Below are 16,609 nucleotides of genomic sequence, written 5' to 3'. Positions count from 1 at the left end.
TCTTTTTGCGTGACGGCTAACAAACGAATTGCCGCAGTGGTCGTTTGATCGTCTAGCGGTTATAATAATGGTTTGTATCAGTGTTAGGTGAAATAATGGGGGAATTGAATATGAAACACACTTATTTATTGGCAGGACTTGTAGGGGTTAGTGCATTGGGGCTACTAGCCGGACCGACTGCTCAAGCTAAAACGAAAGTCACGGGACACTTGACCAAAACCACTGTCGAGTATGCCAATGCTGCCAAGACGGCCACGTTTAAGGGGCAAGCGAGCGCTAAGGTGAAAAAAGTTGTGTTAACTTATGGCAACACTAAAAAGGTGACAGCTAAAGTGAACCGACAACAGTTTAAAATCAGTAAAGCGTTTACCGGTTATCGAACGTTTAAATTGTATGGCACGAACCAAAAGGGGACCCGAATTACTAAGGTTTACACATATGGCGCTGAAACATACACCACTAAAACGCCACGAGTGACGCAGACTGATCGTAGTGGGGTCATGGGAACTTTGCTCGTTTCGATGCAAGTTCCAAGTGCAAGCGTGGTGACGATTTATCAGCACGATAACATGTTAACGAAACAATATAGTGGTGGGACCACGGCATTATTTCATTTGAGTGGGATTAATGCCACGAAGTACCATCTAACCGTAACGGCCCGGCAAGCTGGTCGTAAGACGAGTCCCACGGCAATTATCCCAGTGGTTAAACCCGGTTTGATTTTAGAAACAAATTATTAAAAAAAGGCGAGTCCGGATTTTTCCGTGACTCGCCTTTTAATTGTTTAAATCACTTGTGCACCTAATGTATTGGCAAAGTGCTCTAAGGCCCAAGCGTGACCGGTCGGATTGAAGCTGGCAACCGCGGAGCGATGAATAATCAAGTTATAGCCAAGATTATAAGCATCGACTGCGGTGTGTAAGACACAGATATCCGTACAAACGCCAACGAGATGGAGCGTATCGATCTTACGTTCACGTAGCCGTAAATCTAAGTCAGTCCCGGCAAAGGCACTGTAGCGGGTCTTATCAAATAACCAAACGTGATCATTAACTTGATGCGCGTCAAACCAAGGCTTGACCGGGCCGTATAATTCGCGGCCCCAAGTGTGCCGGACGTTGTGGGGTGGAAATAGTTTACTTTCTGGGTGATAGGGGTCATGTGGCGTATGCACATCAGTGGGCAGGAGTACCCAGCCACCAGTTTCAAGCATTTGATCGGCTAAGGTCACAATCTTTGGCGCTAAAACTTGCCCGGGTTCACCACATGTTAGTGCACCTTCAGTTGCAACAAAATCGTTCGTATAATCAATGATTAATAAAGCTTCATTTGCAGGCATCACAAGGCCTCCTAAAAGTTGGTTGCATCTAGTATGTCTGACTCGTCATTAAAATACAACTAAAGACGCATCATCGCTGAAAATGGGCTAACTTTTTTATCGTTAAAACTAGTGGCCTAATGAAAGATTGATTTTCATTAGGCCACTAGTTATGACGTTGTTATTAAAAATTAAGCCAAGTTAGCTGTGATTGCAGCGGTAATTTGGTCAGGTGTTAACTTGAATTCATGCCGCAGTTCGGTTGACGTTTCACGGTGATTAAATCGTTTTTCAGCACCAAAGGTTAAGACCTGCATGTCAGTCGGGCCATAGTAGCGGGCGACTTTTTCACCAAACCCACCACTGAGACTCGCTTCTTCTAAAGTCACGACTAATTGATGGTTTGGCGTTAAACCAGCTAACGTGTCGGTATCTAGCGTTGAGATATCGCGCGGATCAATGATTGTGGCATCAATGTCGTGAGCTAGAAGCTGTTGTTGCACTTGTTCCGCTAACGGCAACAAACTGCCGACACCGAGTAAGGCGACTTGACGACCAGTATGCAAGGTATGCATCCGATGGGCGTCAAAGTCAGCTGCTAAAGGTGCCGAGTGGACGGCATTACTTGGTACCCGAATCGCAACGGGACCGGTCGTTTGATGTAATGACCAAGTCATCATGGCGGCGAGTTCCTCTTTGGTTGTTGGTGCTAAATAAGTGAGGTTCGGAATGTTACTGAGCATTGCCACATCAAAGATGCCTTGATGCGTTGGATCACCAGCACTGATTCGACCACCGGCGACCATAATGGTGACAGGCAATTGATTGATGCCTAAGTCATGTGACAATTGGTCGTAGGCCCGTTGTAAGAAGGTGCCTGAATGAAAGACGATTGGGCGCAACCCTTGTTGGGCTTGACCCGCCGCAAACGTAATCGATTCTTGTTCGGCGATGCCAACATCGAAATACCGTTCAGGATGCTGGTTACCAAACCGTTTTAAATCATACATCCCAGGAATTGCGGCCGTAATCGCGGTCAATGGGGTGTGCTTATCGGTTAATTCAGTTTCCATCACTTGATGGATCACATCGGTATAGCTTTCACCGGTATTAGGCTGTAACGTTTCCCCGGTTGCCAGGTCAAATGGGACATGCCAGTGGAAAGCTTCTTTGTGGGTGATGGCTGGTTGATAGCCATGGCCTTTTTCCGTATGGACGTGTAACACCACCGGATGATCGATGTCTTTAATGGCTTTAAATGCTGCTAACATACTAGCGAGGTCGTTACCATCGTCGACATAGCGGTAATCTAAGCCCATAGCCTTAAACAAGTTGTTTTCAGCTTGACCGTTAGTCTCACGCAATTGTTTTAAGTTCGCGTATAAGCCACCGTGATCTTCAGCGATCGACATCCCATTATCGTTAACTAAGATGATCAAATTGCTGTGCAGCGTTGCGGCAGTATTGAGACCTTCTAAGGCCAACCCACCTGATAAGGAGCCGTCGCCAATCACGGCCATGACATTGCCGGAACGGTTGGTCAAATCACGCGCCACTGCCATGCCAGTGGCTAACGCAATTGAAGTTGACGTGTGGCCGATGTTGAAGTAGTCGTGTGGACTTTCAGCGGGTTCGGTGTAACCACTGACATCGTCATAATGGGCGGGGTCTAGCCAAGCTTGTTTACGACCCGTTAAGATTTTATGGGTATAAGATTGATGCGATACATCCCAAACGACTTTGTCAGTCGGTGAATCAAAAATCGTGTGAAAGGCGATCGTTAATTCAACGACGCCCAAGTTAGGGCCAACGTGACCGCCCGTTTGACTGACTTTGTGCAATAAAACTTGGCGGATTTCAGCGGCCAGAGCCGTTAATTGCGCTAAGGTCAGGCCTTGTAAATCGGCCGGTGTTTCGATTGTATTTAAAATTGGTGTGTTCATTTAATTATCGCTCACTTTCAGCTAAAGAATTTAACGATACTAATCCTAGCACCTTAGACTAGGTCTAACACAAGCGTTTTAATCAAAAAAATCAGGGAATTTATCAAAAAAGATAAATCCCCTGATTTAAAGCAATCAAGTGGTTAGCAGTTGACCGTGATACAAGTGGGGGTCGGGCAAACGATCCGGCGTCAACGGCTAATCAGATTAACGCAATCGTTATCGGGGTGGTAAGCGACCCTAAAGTGAGATGCAAGCATCTAATCAACTCAAGTTGAGATTTAAACGTGTTAGCCGAGATTGGGCAATCGGTTAGGTCTCAAGTTTTATTGACTTGATAACGCTGCTAGTGACCACTTCATTGATTTAAGTCTTAGTTTACTTACTTTGGTGTCATTCGGCTGGTGCTGACCGTTGGTAGCGTTATTGACGTAACGAATGCCAGCGATGTGTTGATCATTATTCGGCGTTAACCGATTGCAAATAAACCAGTTGGTCAGTTGAAATTTGCTCATAAAGCGCATTGCCGAGTGCATGGCTATATTTCTGAGTCGCGAGTTGTGATTGAATAAAGTTATATTCCAATTGAAAGGCTTGGATCAATAACTCGTTTTGGGCATTTTGAAAATCGCGAGTTCCCGATAAACGCCGATGCCGTTCATCATAAGCCCGGCGGACGATGCCGACCGCTTGTTGGTTATGGGTAGCATAGCTGTCATTTAAGAAAGTTACGATGGCTTGATAGGGTTTGGCTTCGACGGCCCGCATTTGATCCCAAACGTGCCGATTACGATCAATCAATTGTTCACGCGACAACCCTTTGGTCTTGATTTGATGAATCGCTTTACGGCGGGCACGGGCCTTGCGATTCCAAGACCAACGGCCAAAGACCACGAATTTAAAGAATAAAATGACCCGTTGACCGAACGATTGCTGGTTTTGCAGTCGCGTTTGACTGGCGACCCGCATGTACTTTTCAGCCACTTGTGGCGTGACTTCGCCATCCGTGACCATCTGTTCGACGGTGTGGGTTTCTAAGTCATAGGCTTGATCGAATAACTCGTTTAATTGCGCTCTATCCGGGCGACCATCAACAGCGCGTTGACCTTCTAAAATCATGATGACTTCACTAGCATTAGGGGTGTCACCGTAACGCGCGTAAATCATATGAATCGCACTGGTGACCATGTCGACTTTGGCTTGGGCTAAGTCTTCGGGGGTCACTTTATCAACTTTGGCCGGTAATAACACTGGTAATAAAATCGTTGGGACTAATAGGCTGGTTAAAATGACCACCGCAGCCACGAAGATTAAGTCGTTACGATAAGTAAAGGCATGTCCGCCTAAGGTGAGCGGCAATGAGAATGCCATGGCTAAGGTGATGGTTCCATGCACGCCACTAAGCGCCAAGACGAGACTGTTGCGGGCTTTTTCGTGATTATCCCAAGCGCGAATCTTAGCGAAGTCAAACTGGGTCCATAAGAACCGCACTAAGGTCATGACGAGATAAAGCAAGATACCGATGCCGACTAGAATCGCGACGGAACTCGTGTCACGTTGTTGTAAATGGCTGATGACACTAGGCAGCGAGACGCCTAGTAAGACGAAGACGATCCCATTTAAGATACTAGCGATAATTGACCAAGTGGTACTCATGACGATTTGCAGGCGCGACGTCGTTAATCGGAGGCGTTCTTGTTGCACGCCATGAATCAAACCGGTGGCAACAACCGCTAAAATCCCTGAGACACCGGCCGCTTCGGCAACCAAATAAACGACGAAAGGGGTCAGCAATGTATACGGTACGATTACCGATGGCGTATCCACATGCATATTAATCAGCTGGATTCGAATGGCCACGATGACGTAACCGAGGATTAACCCGACAATAATCCCGCCGACAAAGACATAGAGAAAATTACCGATACCATGCATCACTGAAAATTGGCCGGTCGTAACCGCAGCAATTGCCAAGTTAAAGGCCACGATACCGGACGCATCATTAAATAAAGATTCGTTTTCCAAAGTATCCATCACTTCGCCGGGAACTGAGACCTTCGTTGTGATTGACGAAACGGCGACCGCGTCGGTTGGGGTGATAATTGCCCCTAATGCTAGCGATAACGCTAAGGAAAAGGCCGGAATTAAGAAATGGGTGACCGTACCAACAATCAGAATGGTCACGATTGCGAGGACCACAGCAAGTGATAAGGTGGTCCCTAATTGATGCGATAACTTACGGACATTGGTATTTTGGCCATCATTAAACATTAAGACTGAAATAATGACCAGCAAAAAAATTTCCGGCTCTAATTCGAAGTTTCGATAGAGCGGAATGAGTGAGAGTAGTAGCCCAGCTGCAATTTGTAAAAAGGCGACTGGCACTAAGGTGAATCGCGCATAGATGGCGTTGGCCCCGACCACCGCGGCGATTAAGAGTAAGACTAGAAAAACCGTCGACACTCGAAATTCCCCCTTGTAAATTAGTTAATTTTTCTAAGTTTACCGCAATTTAATTAATTGTGACACTAAAGTCGCATTTGCCACTAAACCCAGTGTTCAGTTAAAAGTCGAATACTGCACTAGCTTTGAACCTAGTGACCAGTTTGTGTGTCTTAGCTATGAATGGGGTGGGGATTCAGTATAATGAAGCTATCAACTTAAGTGGAGGGCTTTTAAATGCTAACAATTGCTTATATCGGTAATGGGAAGAGTGCTAATCGCTATCATTTACCATACGCGTTAAAACTCAAAGACAAGATCAAAGTGAAGACAATTTATTCGCGTTCAGGTCGTCAAGCTTGGACGCCGATTGATGGTGTGCATTATACGACGGACATCAATGACATTTACGATGATCCCGAGATTCAATTAGTGGTGGTTTCAACGCCCAGTCACACGCATTATGCAGTAGCCAAAGATGTGTTAAATCATGGCAAGCATGTGCTAGTTGAAAAGCCCTTCACCGAAACCTCGGCGGAAGCTAAAGCGTTGTTTGCCTTAGCCAAGCAAAAAGGATTACTCGTCCAATGTTATCAAAATCGGCGTTTTGATTCAGATTTCTTAACGGTGCAACGCGTTATCGAAAGTGGTAAGTTGGGGGACTTGTTAGAAGTTGAAATGTCTTTTGATTATTTTCGCCCAGAAGTCCCAACTAATGTGGACCACTTCTCACTGGCGACGAGTTACTTATATGGCCATGCGTGTCATACTTTAGATCAAGTCATTAGCTATTTTGGGCGGCCAGACGATGTCCATAATGATGTGCGTCAATTATTAGGGCCGAATCGGATGAATGATTATTTTGATATTGATTTGTATTACGGCACGTTGAAAGTATCGGTTAAATCCAGTTATTTCCGGATCAAACCGCGGCCAAGTTTTGTGGTTTATGGCAAGCAAGGGATGTTCATGAAAGCGACTACTGATCGGCAAGAATATGATTTGAAGCATTTTTACATGCCGAACCATGCGGACTTTGGCGTCGATCGGCCAGTTGACTATGGGACGCTAACGTATATGGATGCTGATCAACAATATCATGAAGAAAAAGTGGTTTCGGAAGTCGGCGATTATAGCCGAGTTTATCAAGGGGTCTACGACAGTATTATTAATGGCCAACCCAAAATCGTTAAAGATGAAGAAACCATCTTACAACTGGAATTATTAGAAGCAGGCATTCAACAAGTCAAACAGTAATAGGAGGAAGTACTATGCGCTTAGGCATTTTAGGAACCGGTAAAATTGTCACGGACTTTTTAACAATGGTCGGTGATTTACCAGAAATTGAATTGGCTGGGATTTTGAGTGCACCGCGCAGTGTCACCAAAGCCCAGGCTTTGCAGACAAAGTATGGTATTGCTAAAGTTTATACGGATTATGATTTGTTGTTAGCCGATGCATCGATTGATACGGTCTATGTCGCGTTACCAAACGCATTGCATTATCAATTTACGAAACAAGCTTTGGAACAAGGCAAAAATGTCATCTGTGAAAAGCCTTTTACTTTAGATAGCACCCAACTAGCTGAGTTAGAAAAACTTGCTTTAAGTCAAGATGTTGTCTTGGTCGAAGCGATTACGAATCAGTACTTACCGAACTACCAAGCGATCAAACAAGCGTTACCAGACTTGGGCAGTTTAAAAATCATTGAATGCAACTATTCCCAATATTCATCGCGGTATGACCAATTTAAAGCAGGCGTCGTGTTACCAGCGTTTAACCCGAAACTGGGTGGTGGGGCATTAATGGATTTGAACATTTATAATATTCACTTCGTCGTGGGCTTGTTAGGGGCGCCAACGAGCGTGCACTATGCAGCCAATGTGGCGCGTGATATCGATACATCAGGTGTGCTGACGTTGACTTACCCCGGCGTACAAGTTGTCTGTATTGGCGCTAAAGATTGCGATGCGCCAGTTAAGTCAACCATTCAAGGCACTGATGGCTCAATTGTCGTTAATGGGCCCACTAATACGGTTGAAAGTTACACTGAACAAGTCCGTGGTGCTGCTAGCAAAACGCAGCAATTAAATCGTCATCCGCATCGGATGTTTGCGGAATTTGCACGCTTTGACCGGGTGATTGCTGACCACGATATGGCATTCGTCAAAACACAGTTAGCACACTCCAAGCAAGTGATGGCAGTGGTCGATGCGGCTTTAGCCGATGCCCAACTTAGCTTAGGTCAATAAAGATTGGCCGTCCATGTGGGCAAACGCCTAACTGGGTTCTGGAATGTCATTGTTTAATGACACTTATAATTTGCACAACATGACCCAGCGTCTGGAACAAGAACTTTTAGATACTGATTCGTTGTCGCTTCCGGTCAGCTAAATTATGATGATCATTCAGACACAATAAAGGAGTCACCACTAGCTAGAATAGTGGTGGCTCCTTTGATTCAAGTTGGCGCTAAAGCTCACTTGTTTTCTAACGGGCCGCCCTGAATCAACTGTTGCTTATGTTGTAGGTCAGTCAAATGGTGCTTCAAGTCCTGGGCATACATCACAGCGAATAAGCTGTCGAGTAAATATTCAAAGGCCGCTTGGGAGGCAAAAGTCCCAATCTTAGCAAAGCTAGTCTCAGCTTGAACGGAAACTAAGTCGTGTTGCACCAGTGGAATCAGTGGTGAGTTGGGATTGCCGGTTAAGAGTAAACTAGGTAAGTGTTGGTCATGGAAATACTGTGCGTATTGCTGATGGACGTGGGTCGTCCCGTTATATGAAATAAAAAAGGCACAGTCTTTAGGGCCCACGTTAGCGGCATTCCAAGCATCGTCGGCGTATTCATCGGCGATGATGGCGAATTTGTTGATTTTGATTAATTTATTTTGAAAACTACGAGCACGCATTTGCGAGTCACCCTGTGCAAAGATGAAAATACGTTGTGCTTGGGTCAGTTGCGCGGCTAATGCCCGCAGTGCCGGGACATCGAGTTGGGCAAACGACTTTTGTACGGTCGTAACGGTGAGGTCGGCCATCTTTTTGGCAATGGTTTGTTCATCATCGTCCGGTGCGACTGGAAAGTTGACATCCACAGCTTGAACCGTGTGCGCTTGCGTCACGGCGGCGGCACTTAAAGCGTGTTGAAAGTCACGGTAGCCGTGGTAACCTAACTTTTGAGCTAGTCGAATAATGGCCGAATGCGAGGTATATGTCGCCGTGGCCAAGTCTTTAATGTAAATGGTCGTTACGGCTGGCAAGTGGGCTAAAATATAGGCCGCGATTCGTTTTTCGGTTGCCGTAAAATCAGTGGTTTGTTGAAGTTGATCCAGAATTAACATGTAGACACCTCATTTGTGAGTATAGCTAAAGTATAGTTGAAGCAACTGAACTTGAACAGCCGTCAAGTTTTTTTGAAGGGGGACTTAAGCGTCATAACGTGTAACGGCTAGCTACAATGCGGTTTGACGTGACAGTTGAATGAAAAAAGTTTTAAAAAGGGGCAACTTTGTGCTTGACCTGGGACCGGTTTCATAAACTAATGTATAGACATTCTCAGGCGGTCACCGTGAGCATTGGTCGTGTCAAATTGTAATCGGTCACAATTGCGAGTGCAAAGGCCCCTATCTAACGGTACAATATGGAGGATAGGAGTGGGAAGTAGATGACAAATATTCATGATATTGCCCGGCTGTCGGGCTATTCCGTTTCGACAGTATCGCGGGTGATCAATCACCAAAAATATGTGGCTGATGAAAAGCGGGCCAAAGTAGAAGCGATTATGCGTCAACTTGACTACGTCCCCAATCGAGTCGCACGGGATTTAAGTAATGGTCGCACGAAGACGGTTGGGGTGGTCATGCCCTATGCCAATCATCCATATTTTGCACGAATCATTGATGGCATCGTGAGTGCTGCCTTTGCAGCCGGGTACAAGATTACCTTGTTACCAACTAATTATGACATGACGATTGAACGGCGATATTTAGATCAACTGCGTAGTAAAGCATATGATGCGTTGATTTTTACGTCGCGGAGCAGCTCTTTGGAAACATTGGAGCGTTATCGCAAGTACGGGCAGATCGTTTGTTGCGAAGATCCAGGGACTGATCGGACGTTAGCCGCGGCTTACACTGATCGCGAAGCATCGTATGTGAATGCTTTGCGTTGGGCACAAGCCCATGGCTATCAAAAGATGGGGGTCGTTTTGAGCCGTAACAATGTGATCAGTGCCAGCACCCGTGTGACGCGGAGCGCCTATCAGCAAGTTTATGGCAAACTCGCTAGTCGCGATTTATTTGTAGGCGCTGTAACTTATGAAGACGGCTATCGAGCAGGTGCTTACTTTGCAAGTTTGAATCCTAGCGTTGATGCCATTTTTACGAATGGTGATGATATCGGTGCGGGGGTCTATCAATACTATTTAGAACACGATTTAACGCCCTTGCCGATCATTGGGCAAGAGAATTTATTATCTAGTCGGTTATGTCAATTTTCAACGATTGATCATCACTTAGAAGCCTTAGGACGGGCGGCGTTTAAGCTGGCGACGGGTCAGACGACAACGCATGAGTTGATTAAATCAGAATTTATTAGGCGGTAATTAATAATGGTAGCGAGATTAGCGGTTTTTGATATCGATAACACGTTGTTGGCACGTAACAAGCAATTGTTGCGGAGCACGGTGACGAGTATTCAAAAGTTAAAACAACAAAAAATCAACGTGGCAATTGCGACTGGGCGCAACTTACGGTTAGCGCGGCCGATTATTAAAGCGCTGGATTTACAAGATTTCATCTTATGTAATGGGTCAGCGGCGTTTGCCAACAAGCAACAAGTACACCAACAGACGTTGTCATCAGCTAATGTGGCGGCGTTAGTCGCTGCTGCTGACGAACATCATGTGGATATGATTTTTGAATCTTTGGATGGGTTACATGCCCATACCAAGCCCAGTCAAGCCACACGACAAGTGTTACACGATTTCCGCGCACCGCTACCAGATTATGCCCCTGATTACTATCGGTCGCATCCGATTTATCAAGCGATGATGTTTTATCAACCAGACATGGATGCGAAGCTACCACATGCCGATGAGTTCTCGTTTGTTCGGTTTGCTCAAAATGGGGTCGATGTGATTCCACGAGTCGGCTCAAAAGCAGAAGGCGTGGCTAAATTAGCGGCTAAGTTACATGTGGATGCTAAAGATATCGTGGCCTTTGGTGACAATGATAATGATCGTGAAATGTTACGCAGTGCGGGTATCGGGATTGCCATGGGAAATGCGGAACCAGCCATTCAAGCTTGTGCAAACTTGACCACGACGGATTGTGATCATGATGGCATTCAAAATGGGTTAAAAGCAATCGGCTGGATTTAATCAGCTATTAGATCAGGTGAGCGTTGTGAGATCGATTAATCTTGTAACGCTTTTTTGATTGAATAAAGTAGTCATTGGCGACTGCCAAGATTGCTGGTACACAGCTAAAATATGAGTCAAAAAATGAGGTCACCGCAAAAAAGTACGGTGACCTCATTTTGATTATTCAACTAATAAAGGCTATCAATTCATGTCATTATTGACAGCTGATTAACTCGTGTATGCTCAATCAAGGGCATATTCAAGCTTCCGATTAGCGATTAGTGTTCTTTAAATAACGCCGTTAAATAAGTCATGAACGTTTGTAGGTAACGGTCAGTGTCCACGGTTAGTGCAACCGTGACATTCGGATTGGCATCTGTTAAGCGGGCAGGATCACCAATGGTTCGACCGTAGTCTTCACCGCTAGCTTGTACGAACATGTTCAACTTCAAGGTTGACACAAAGCTAGGATCTAAGGCAACCCCGACAGCTAAGGGGTCGTGTAAGGCACAGCCATGCAAATGGGGACTAGTGACCTTATAAGCATCGATATAGTAATCAACGATGTCAGCGAACTTTTCACCGGCAGTTGTCTTTAGGTCACGCCATTGACCAGTTTCTTTAGTCGTTAATAAGGTCCGCAAAGTAACATCCAAACCAACCATCGTTAATTTGATATCACTTGTAAAGACCGTATTAGCAGCTTCGGCATCTTGGTTAATGTTGGCTTCTGCAAAATGGCTCACGTTACCAGGAACGGTTAAGGCACCACCCATAATCGTAACGTTACCAATCGTAGTGGCAATGTCCGGAGCTTTTTCAATGGCAGCGGCTAAGTTGGTTAAAGGACCAGTTGGCACTAAGGTCAGATCAGCGCCGTATTGATGAACAGCATCGATTAAGAAATCAACCCCGGATTGGGTTTCAGGTTGTCGCTTAGGTGCGGGTAAGTCAACTTCACCAATCCCGTTTTTACCGTGGATTTGTGCAGAAATAGGCATCACATCAAAGTGTTCCGTGGTACTGGAATGTGGATCACCAACATAAACGGGCACGTCAGTTGCACCTAATAATTCTAAAATTTGTAAACTATTATAAGCAGCTTGTTCAACCACAACGTTACCGTAAGAACTGATAATCCCAATTAAATCTACATCTGGGGCCCCAACCGCATAGGCGATTGCCATTGCGTCGTCAATCCCAGTGTCTAAATCCAAAATCATTTTACGTTTTGCCATGAGCCAAATTCCTCCCTGGATCAATAGTTGATAGGTCTGTGAATTGTTTGGTAGTGGTCCTTTTGCCGTCGACCGGTTGGCGCTAGAAACGCTGGAACGTGTTGGACACGATTTTGAACCCGTCACAACCCGCCGGTTTCAAAACTCGACCTTTGACTAAGCCGGGCCAACCGACAGGCGACAAAGTTTGCACCACGCAAACAAGTTATAGTCTAATTGTAAACGTTCGCCGCGGGGGTGACAACGGTTGCCGCCAGATTCACTAACATTTATCACTTGAATTTGATGAATATTCCTTTTTGTCAAAGTGAAACCGCTGACTTATACTTAAAGGAAGGAAGTGGAAACCATGACGACGAATAATCCGATTATTGATGTGATGCAGGCGCGCCGTTCTGTGCGCCAATATGATGACCAGACTGTGATTAAACGGGCTGACTTAGAGAAAATGCTAAAGACGGCCTTTTTAGCCCCGACCGCGTTGAATTTACAACCGATTCGGGCGCTGGTTATTGAATCAGCAGAATTGCGGCGTGACTTGGCGACTGCGACGGGGAATACGAGCCAATTAATGACGGCCAGTGCCGTTGTCTTGTTTGTTAATGATTTAGAAAATCGTGACGAACGCAAGCCATTTTTGCCAGCCCAGCAAACTAGTGTGTCGACACATAGCGATATTGGCGCTTTAGATGCTGGGTTGGTGGCCATGCAGTTTATGCTATTAGCCAAAGATGCCGGGTATGATACGAATCCGATGACTGGTTTTGATCATGCTGCTTTTAGTAAAATCTTGCAGCTTGATTCCAAGCGTTATCAGCCATTACTATTAGTTTCAATTGGTCACGCTGCGCAAGCTGGTAAACTGGCCAAGCATAAAGCACTCAAACAACTAGTCGATTATCGTTAAAAGGGGTCTAAACGCGTGAATTTTGAAAAACAATATCGTTATATCGGGAAACAAACGTTAGATTTAACTGGCCAAACCACCCAGCCAGATGCCAAATATGCCGATGAAAAAGTCATTAAGGCCCAAATTGCGCAAAATATTAAGCAACTCACGGAGTTGCAAGGCAAACTTTATGCCCAAGATCGTTATGGCGTCTTGATTATTTTTCAAGCAATGGATGCAGCGGGGAAAGATAGCATGATTGCCCACATTATGAGTGGCGTTAATCCACAAGGTTGTGAAGTCACATCATTTAAACAGCCAACCGCAACGGAAATCGCCCATGATTATTTATGGCGGATTCATAATCAAGTGCCTAAACGTGGCATGATTGGCATTTTTAATCGGTCTTATTATGAAGATGTGTTAGTGAGTCGTGTTCATCCGAATATCATTGTCAATGAACATATTGGTGATATTGATAATGTTGATCAAGTTGATGAGACATTCTTTAAGCGCCGGTATAAGGATTTAAGATATATGGAAGACTACTTGCAACATAATGGCTATACGGTGTTGAAATTCTTCTTGCATATGTCGAAAGAAGAACAAAAGCAGCGTTTCATTCGCCGGATCGAGATTCCTAGTCATAATTGGAAGTTTTCGGCGGCGGATATTCGTGAGCGTCACTATTGGGATGACTACCAACGGGCTTACGATGATGCGATTTCGCAAACGGCGACCAAATCCGTGCCTTGGTATGTGATTCCGTCAGACAGTAAATGGTATTCGCGGTTATGTGTGTCGGAAATTATCAATCAACGGTTAAGTCAATTGCCATTGGCCTACCCATCACTGGATGCCGCTGACCAAGCGCAATTAAAGACCGCGTTGAATCAATTGGACCGTGAAACCGATTAACTTTTCAGAAACGCTGGCAATTTTTCAAAATTCGGATTAAGATAATGAACAACAGGTTCTCGATGCATTTCGGGAATGGTTCTGCTATAGTTAATGATGAGTGTTTTAATACTTGTCGTAACGTAGTGTTAGCTTCATTAGGAGGTCAGTTATGAGTAAGAATCATTGGTTCGCAGGCGCAGTCATTACCGCTTGTTGGGGTGCTATTTTTGGGTTAGTGATTGGTTACATTGGCGATCAAATCGTTAGTGCGATTCACCAAAGCTTCAGCTTACAATTAGGCACTTCCGCAATTGTCGGCGTGATTATTGCGTTGATCGTGGTCTTTGGGTTATATCCAATGTTAGGCCATCGTGAAGTTAAATAAGGTAAATAAAATCTCCAGGTGATGTCATTTTGCGACAATCAGCCTGGAGTTTTTGTTTGGGCAAAGATGGGCATTTTTTTATTTATAATAGGTAATCAACCGCATCAATCAACCAATATGTGAATGTTTTATGACTTTATGAAATAAATGTGATAAAAATATTGCTATTTTATAGTTAAGTTGATAAACTATTGGAGAGATGAAAATATAAAGGGGTGCCTACAAAATGAAAAAAATGCTAGGAAGCTTATTATTGTCAGGAACGTTATTATTAGGGGCAGTTTTACCAATGGTTGCACATGCCGATGCAACTGAAAATCGTTCAGGTTCAACTAGTGTCACGGCAACATTTACAGGAAGTACTAGTACTGTAAATCCAGTTGATCCAACTGATCCAAACAAAAACTTGGATCCAGAACCAGGAACTGATACTAACGGTGGTAAAGCCGGGGGCGGCTTGTCATTAATTTATGTACCTGCTAACTTGAGTTTTGGTTCAAACGAAATCGATGTTCAAAATGATAAAAACTATGCCTTAGATACGACTGATACCACGGCAACCAACTTGTTAAATAACAATGTGGTCGTTGAAGTTTCAGACGTGCGTGGGACCAATGCTGGTTGGAGCTTAACTGTTTCTGGTTCAGCGTTGACTGGTGCTGATAACAAGACAGCAGCTGGGGCGTCAATTACCTTGCCAGCTGGGAATGTGACTGCCAGTGGGGCAACGTCTAACAACGGCGCGACTGCGACTGCTGCGACCGTTAATTTAGATGGTTCTTCAACTAATGTGATGGGTGCCGCTGTTGATAATGGTGCCGGGGTTACAGTTAACCAAATGGACCCAACCGGAGTTAAATTAAATGTGAGTGCTAACACGGTTAGTGCCCAAGCTTATAAATCAACATTAACTTGGAACTTATCAGACACGCCAACTAAATAACTCAGATTTAACTTTAAAGGGTGGGCGCTGTAGGTACAGCGAACACCTTTTTATTACATAATAGAAATGGTATCATTGCGATAAGTATGTTACAGACAGGGGAGAATATTGATGAATCGTTTAAAAGTGAAGTGGCAAGGCCTCAGTTTGATTTTAGGATTGATGTTTTGTTTGACGCTGGCCGTTAATGGTCAAGCGGCAAAGACGAGTTCTAGCACAACTGCGACGAATAATATCGGGTTTAGTGTTGGGGCTAAGATTCCTAAAAATCAAATCAATGCTAAAAATTCATTCTTTGATTTAAAGATGAAGGCTGGTCAACAGCAAACACTAAAGACGGTCATCTATAATGTAACGAATCGTGATATCAAAGTTAAAACAGCGATCCATACGGCTTATACGAATAGCAATGGGGTCATTGAGTATGTGACACCAACTAAGACTTATGATGCATCATTACGTTATAAGATGAGCGATGTGACGACTTTAGGTAAAGTGAAAACAGTGACGGTACCAGCCAATGGCTCAAAGACTGTGACGGCTAATGTCACGATGCCAACGCAAACGTTTAATGGGGTAATGCTTGGTGGCTGGTACTTCAAGCGTGTCGATCAAAAAGCAACGAGTACGGTGAAAGGGTCAATGAATATCCAAAACCAATATTCGTATGTGATTGGCTTGAAGTATACCGAAGGACATGTGCCTAGTCCTAAGTTAGCGTTGGATAAAGTGACAGCTGGGATGAATAATTATCATCGCGGTATTTTTCCCTATTTACGGAATACCACGGCGGTTATCGTACCGAACTTAAACTTGAAGTCAACGATAACGAGCAAGAACAGCGGTAAAGTGGTCAAAACAGCTAAAAAAGCCAATGTGCAATTAGCGCCAAATTCCGTCTACAAGTATCCGATTTTAACCGGGAGTACCAAGTTACAGGCGGGAAAATATCATTTACATTTAGTTGCTAAGAATAGCCAACACCGGTGGGTCTTTGATAAAGACTTTACGATTACGGCGGCCATGGCAAGTAAGTATAATAAACAATCAGTGGATAACTCAGGAATTAGTTTGATTTGGTTTGTGGTTTTAGGTGCCTTGGGCATGTTGATCGTGGTGTTATTAATACTGTGGTTGATCTTTATCATTCGCAAACGCCGTCGGAAATCAACGGATGATTAAATAGG

Annotated in this window: 15 protein-coding genes; 10 read left to right on the top strand and 5 right to left on the bottom strand. The window is 44.5% G+C overall.

Features of this window, described 5'->3' with window-relative positions:
- The first annotated feature begins 110 nt into the window (after window positions 1–110).
- Complete coding sequence (locus FFM75_RS01830; protein ID WP_137627491.1) at window positions 111–740, top strand: hypothetical protein; 630 nt, start codon at window positions 111–113, stop codon at window positions 738–740.
- Window positions 741–784: 44 nt separating this feature from the next.
- Here FFM75_RS01830 and FFM75_RS01825 read toward each other — a convergent pair whose 3' ends face one another.
- The 3 genes from FFM75_RS01825 to FFM75_RS01815 all read right to left on the bottom strand — a co-directional run bounded on the left by FFM75_RS01825 (window position 785) and on the right by FFM75_RS01815 (window position 5,724).
- Window positions 785–1,342, bottom strand: a complete 558-nt coding sequence (locus FFM75_RS01825; protein WP_171001410.1) for a cysteine hydrolase family protein — start codon at window positions 1,340–1,342, stop codon at window positions 785–787.
- Between the two features lie 167 nt (window positions 1,343–1,509).
- Window positions 1,510–3,261, bottom strand: coding sequence for a 1-deoxy-D-xylulose-5-phosphate synthase (locus FFM75_RS01820; protein ID WP_137627489.1), 1,752 nt, complete (start codon window positions 3,259–3,261; stop codon window positions 1,510–1,512).
- A gap of 459 nt (window positions 3,262–3,720) precedes the next feature.
- Window positions 3,721–5,724 carry a Na+/H+ antiporter gene (locus tag FFM75_RS01815; protein WP_137627488.1) on the bottom strand — a complete coding sequence of 668 codons (2,004 nt, stop codon included), beginning with the start codon at window positions 5,722–5,724 and terminating at the stop codon, window positions 3,721–3,723.
- Between the two features lie 216 nt (window positions 5,725–5,940).
- Between FFM75_RS01815 and FFM75_RS01810 the strand changes: the two genes are divergently transcribed.
- Together FFM75_RS01810 and FFM75_RS01805 are read left to right on the top strand one after the other, a co-directional pair.
- Complete coding sequence (locus FFM75_RS01810; RefSeq protein WP_137627487.1) at window positions 5,941–6,960, top strand: Gfo/Idh/MocA family oxidoreductase; 1,020 nt, start codon at window positions 5,941–5,943, stop codon at window positions 6,958–6,960.
- A 14-nt stretch (window positions 6,961–6,974) separates the two neighbouring features.
- Entirely contained in the window at window positions 6,975–7,955 is a 981-nt protein-coding gene (locus FFM75_RS01805) for a Gfo/Idh/MocA family protein (RefSeq protein ID WP_137627486.1), read from the top strand.
- Between the two features lie 227 nt (window positions 7,956–8,182).
- On the opposite strand, the gene FFM75_RS01800 is transcribed toward FFM75_RS01805, so the two are convergent.
- On the bottom strand, window positions 8,183–9,046 hold the full coding sequence (locus tag FFM75_RS01800) for a MurR/RpiR family transcriptional regulator (RefSeq protein ID WP_137627485.1): 864 nt from the start codon (window positions 9,044–9,046) through the stop codon (window positions 8,183–8,185).
- A 323-nt stretch (window positions 9,047–9,369) separates the two neighbouring features.
- On the opposite strand from FFM75_RS01800, the gene FFM75_RS01795 reads away from it, so the two are divergent.
- Window positions 9,370–10,308: a LacI family DNA-binding transcriptional regulator gene (locus FFM75_RS01795; protein ID WP_137627484.1), complete on the top strand. Its 939-nt coding sequence runs from the start codon at window positions 9,370–9,372 to the stop codon at window positions 10,306–10,308.
- Between the two features lie 6 nt (window positions 10,309–10,314).
- On the top strand, window positions 10,315–11,085 hold the full coding sequence (locus tag FFM75_RS01790; RefSeq protein WP_137627483.1) for a Cof-type HAD-IIB family hydrolase: 771 nt from the start codon (window positions 10,315–10,317) through the stop codon (window positions 11,083–11,085).
- A 260-nt stretch (window positions 11,086–11,345) separates the two neighbouring features.
- Here the strand turns inward: FFM75_RS01790 and FFM75_RS01785 are convergent, their stop codons facing one another.
- Window positions 11,346–12,305, bottom strand: coding sequence for a nucleoside hydrolase (locus FFM75_RS01785; protein ID WP_137627482.1), 960 nt, complete (start codon window positions 12,303–12,305; stop codon window positions 11,346–11,348).
- 349 nt (window positions 12,306–12,654) lie between these two features.
- Here FFM75_RS01785 and FFM75_RS01780 point away from each other — a divergent pair, with 349 nt between their 5' ends.
- From FFM75_RS01780 to FFM75_RS01760, 5 genes are all read left to right on the top strand, one after another.
- A complete protein-coding gene (locus FFM75_RS01780) occupies window positions 12,655–13,212 on the top strand; it encodes a nitroreductase family protein (RefSeq protein ID WP_137627481.1) in 558 nt (185 codons plus the stop codon).
- Between the two features lie 15 nt (window positions 13,213–13,227).
- A complete protein-coding gene (locus tag FFM75_RS01775; RefSeq protein ID WP_137627480.1) occupies window positions 13,228–14,112 on the top strand; it encodes a polyphosphate kinase 2 family protein in 885 nt (294 codons plus the stop codon).
- Between the two features lie 151 nt (window positions 14,113–14,263).
- Window positions 14,264–14,479, top strand: coding sequence for a DUF2929 domain-containing protein (locus FFM75_RS01770; protein ID WP_137627479.1), 216 nt, complete (start codon window positions 14,264–14,266; stop codon window positions 14,477–14,479).
- A 226-nt stretch (window positions 14,480–14,705) separates the two neighbouring features.
- Window positions 14,706–15,422, top strand: a complete 717-nt coding sequence (locus tag FFM75_RS01765) for a WxL domain-containing protein (RefSeq protein WP_137627478.1) — start codon at window positions 14,706–14,708, stop codon at window positions 15,420–15,422.
- 111 nt (window positions 15,423–15,533) lie between these two features.
- Entirely contained in the window at window positions 15,534–16,604 is a 1,071-nt protein-coding gene (locus FFM75_RS01760) for a WxLIP family cell surface protein (protein ID WP_137627477.1), read from the top strand.
- The last annotated feature ends 5 nt before the right edge of the window (window positions 16,605–16,609 follow it).

Origin of the sequence: Lactiplantibacillus daowaiensis (assembly GCF_005405085.1) — a bacterium.
Classification (GTDB): Bacteria; Bacillota; Bacilli; order Lactobacillales; family Lactobacillaceae; genus Lactiplantibacillus; species Lactiplantibacillus daowaiensis.
The sequence above is the reverse complement of the archived record's forward strand: the minus strand, read 5'-3'. Positions and strand labels throughout refer to the sequence as shown.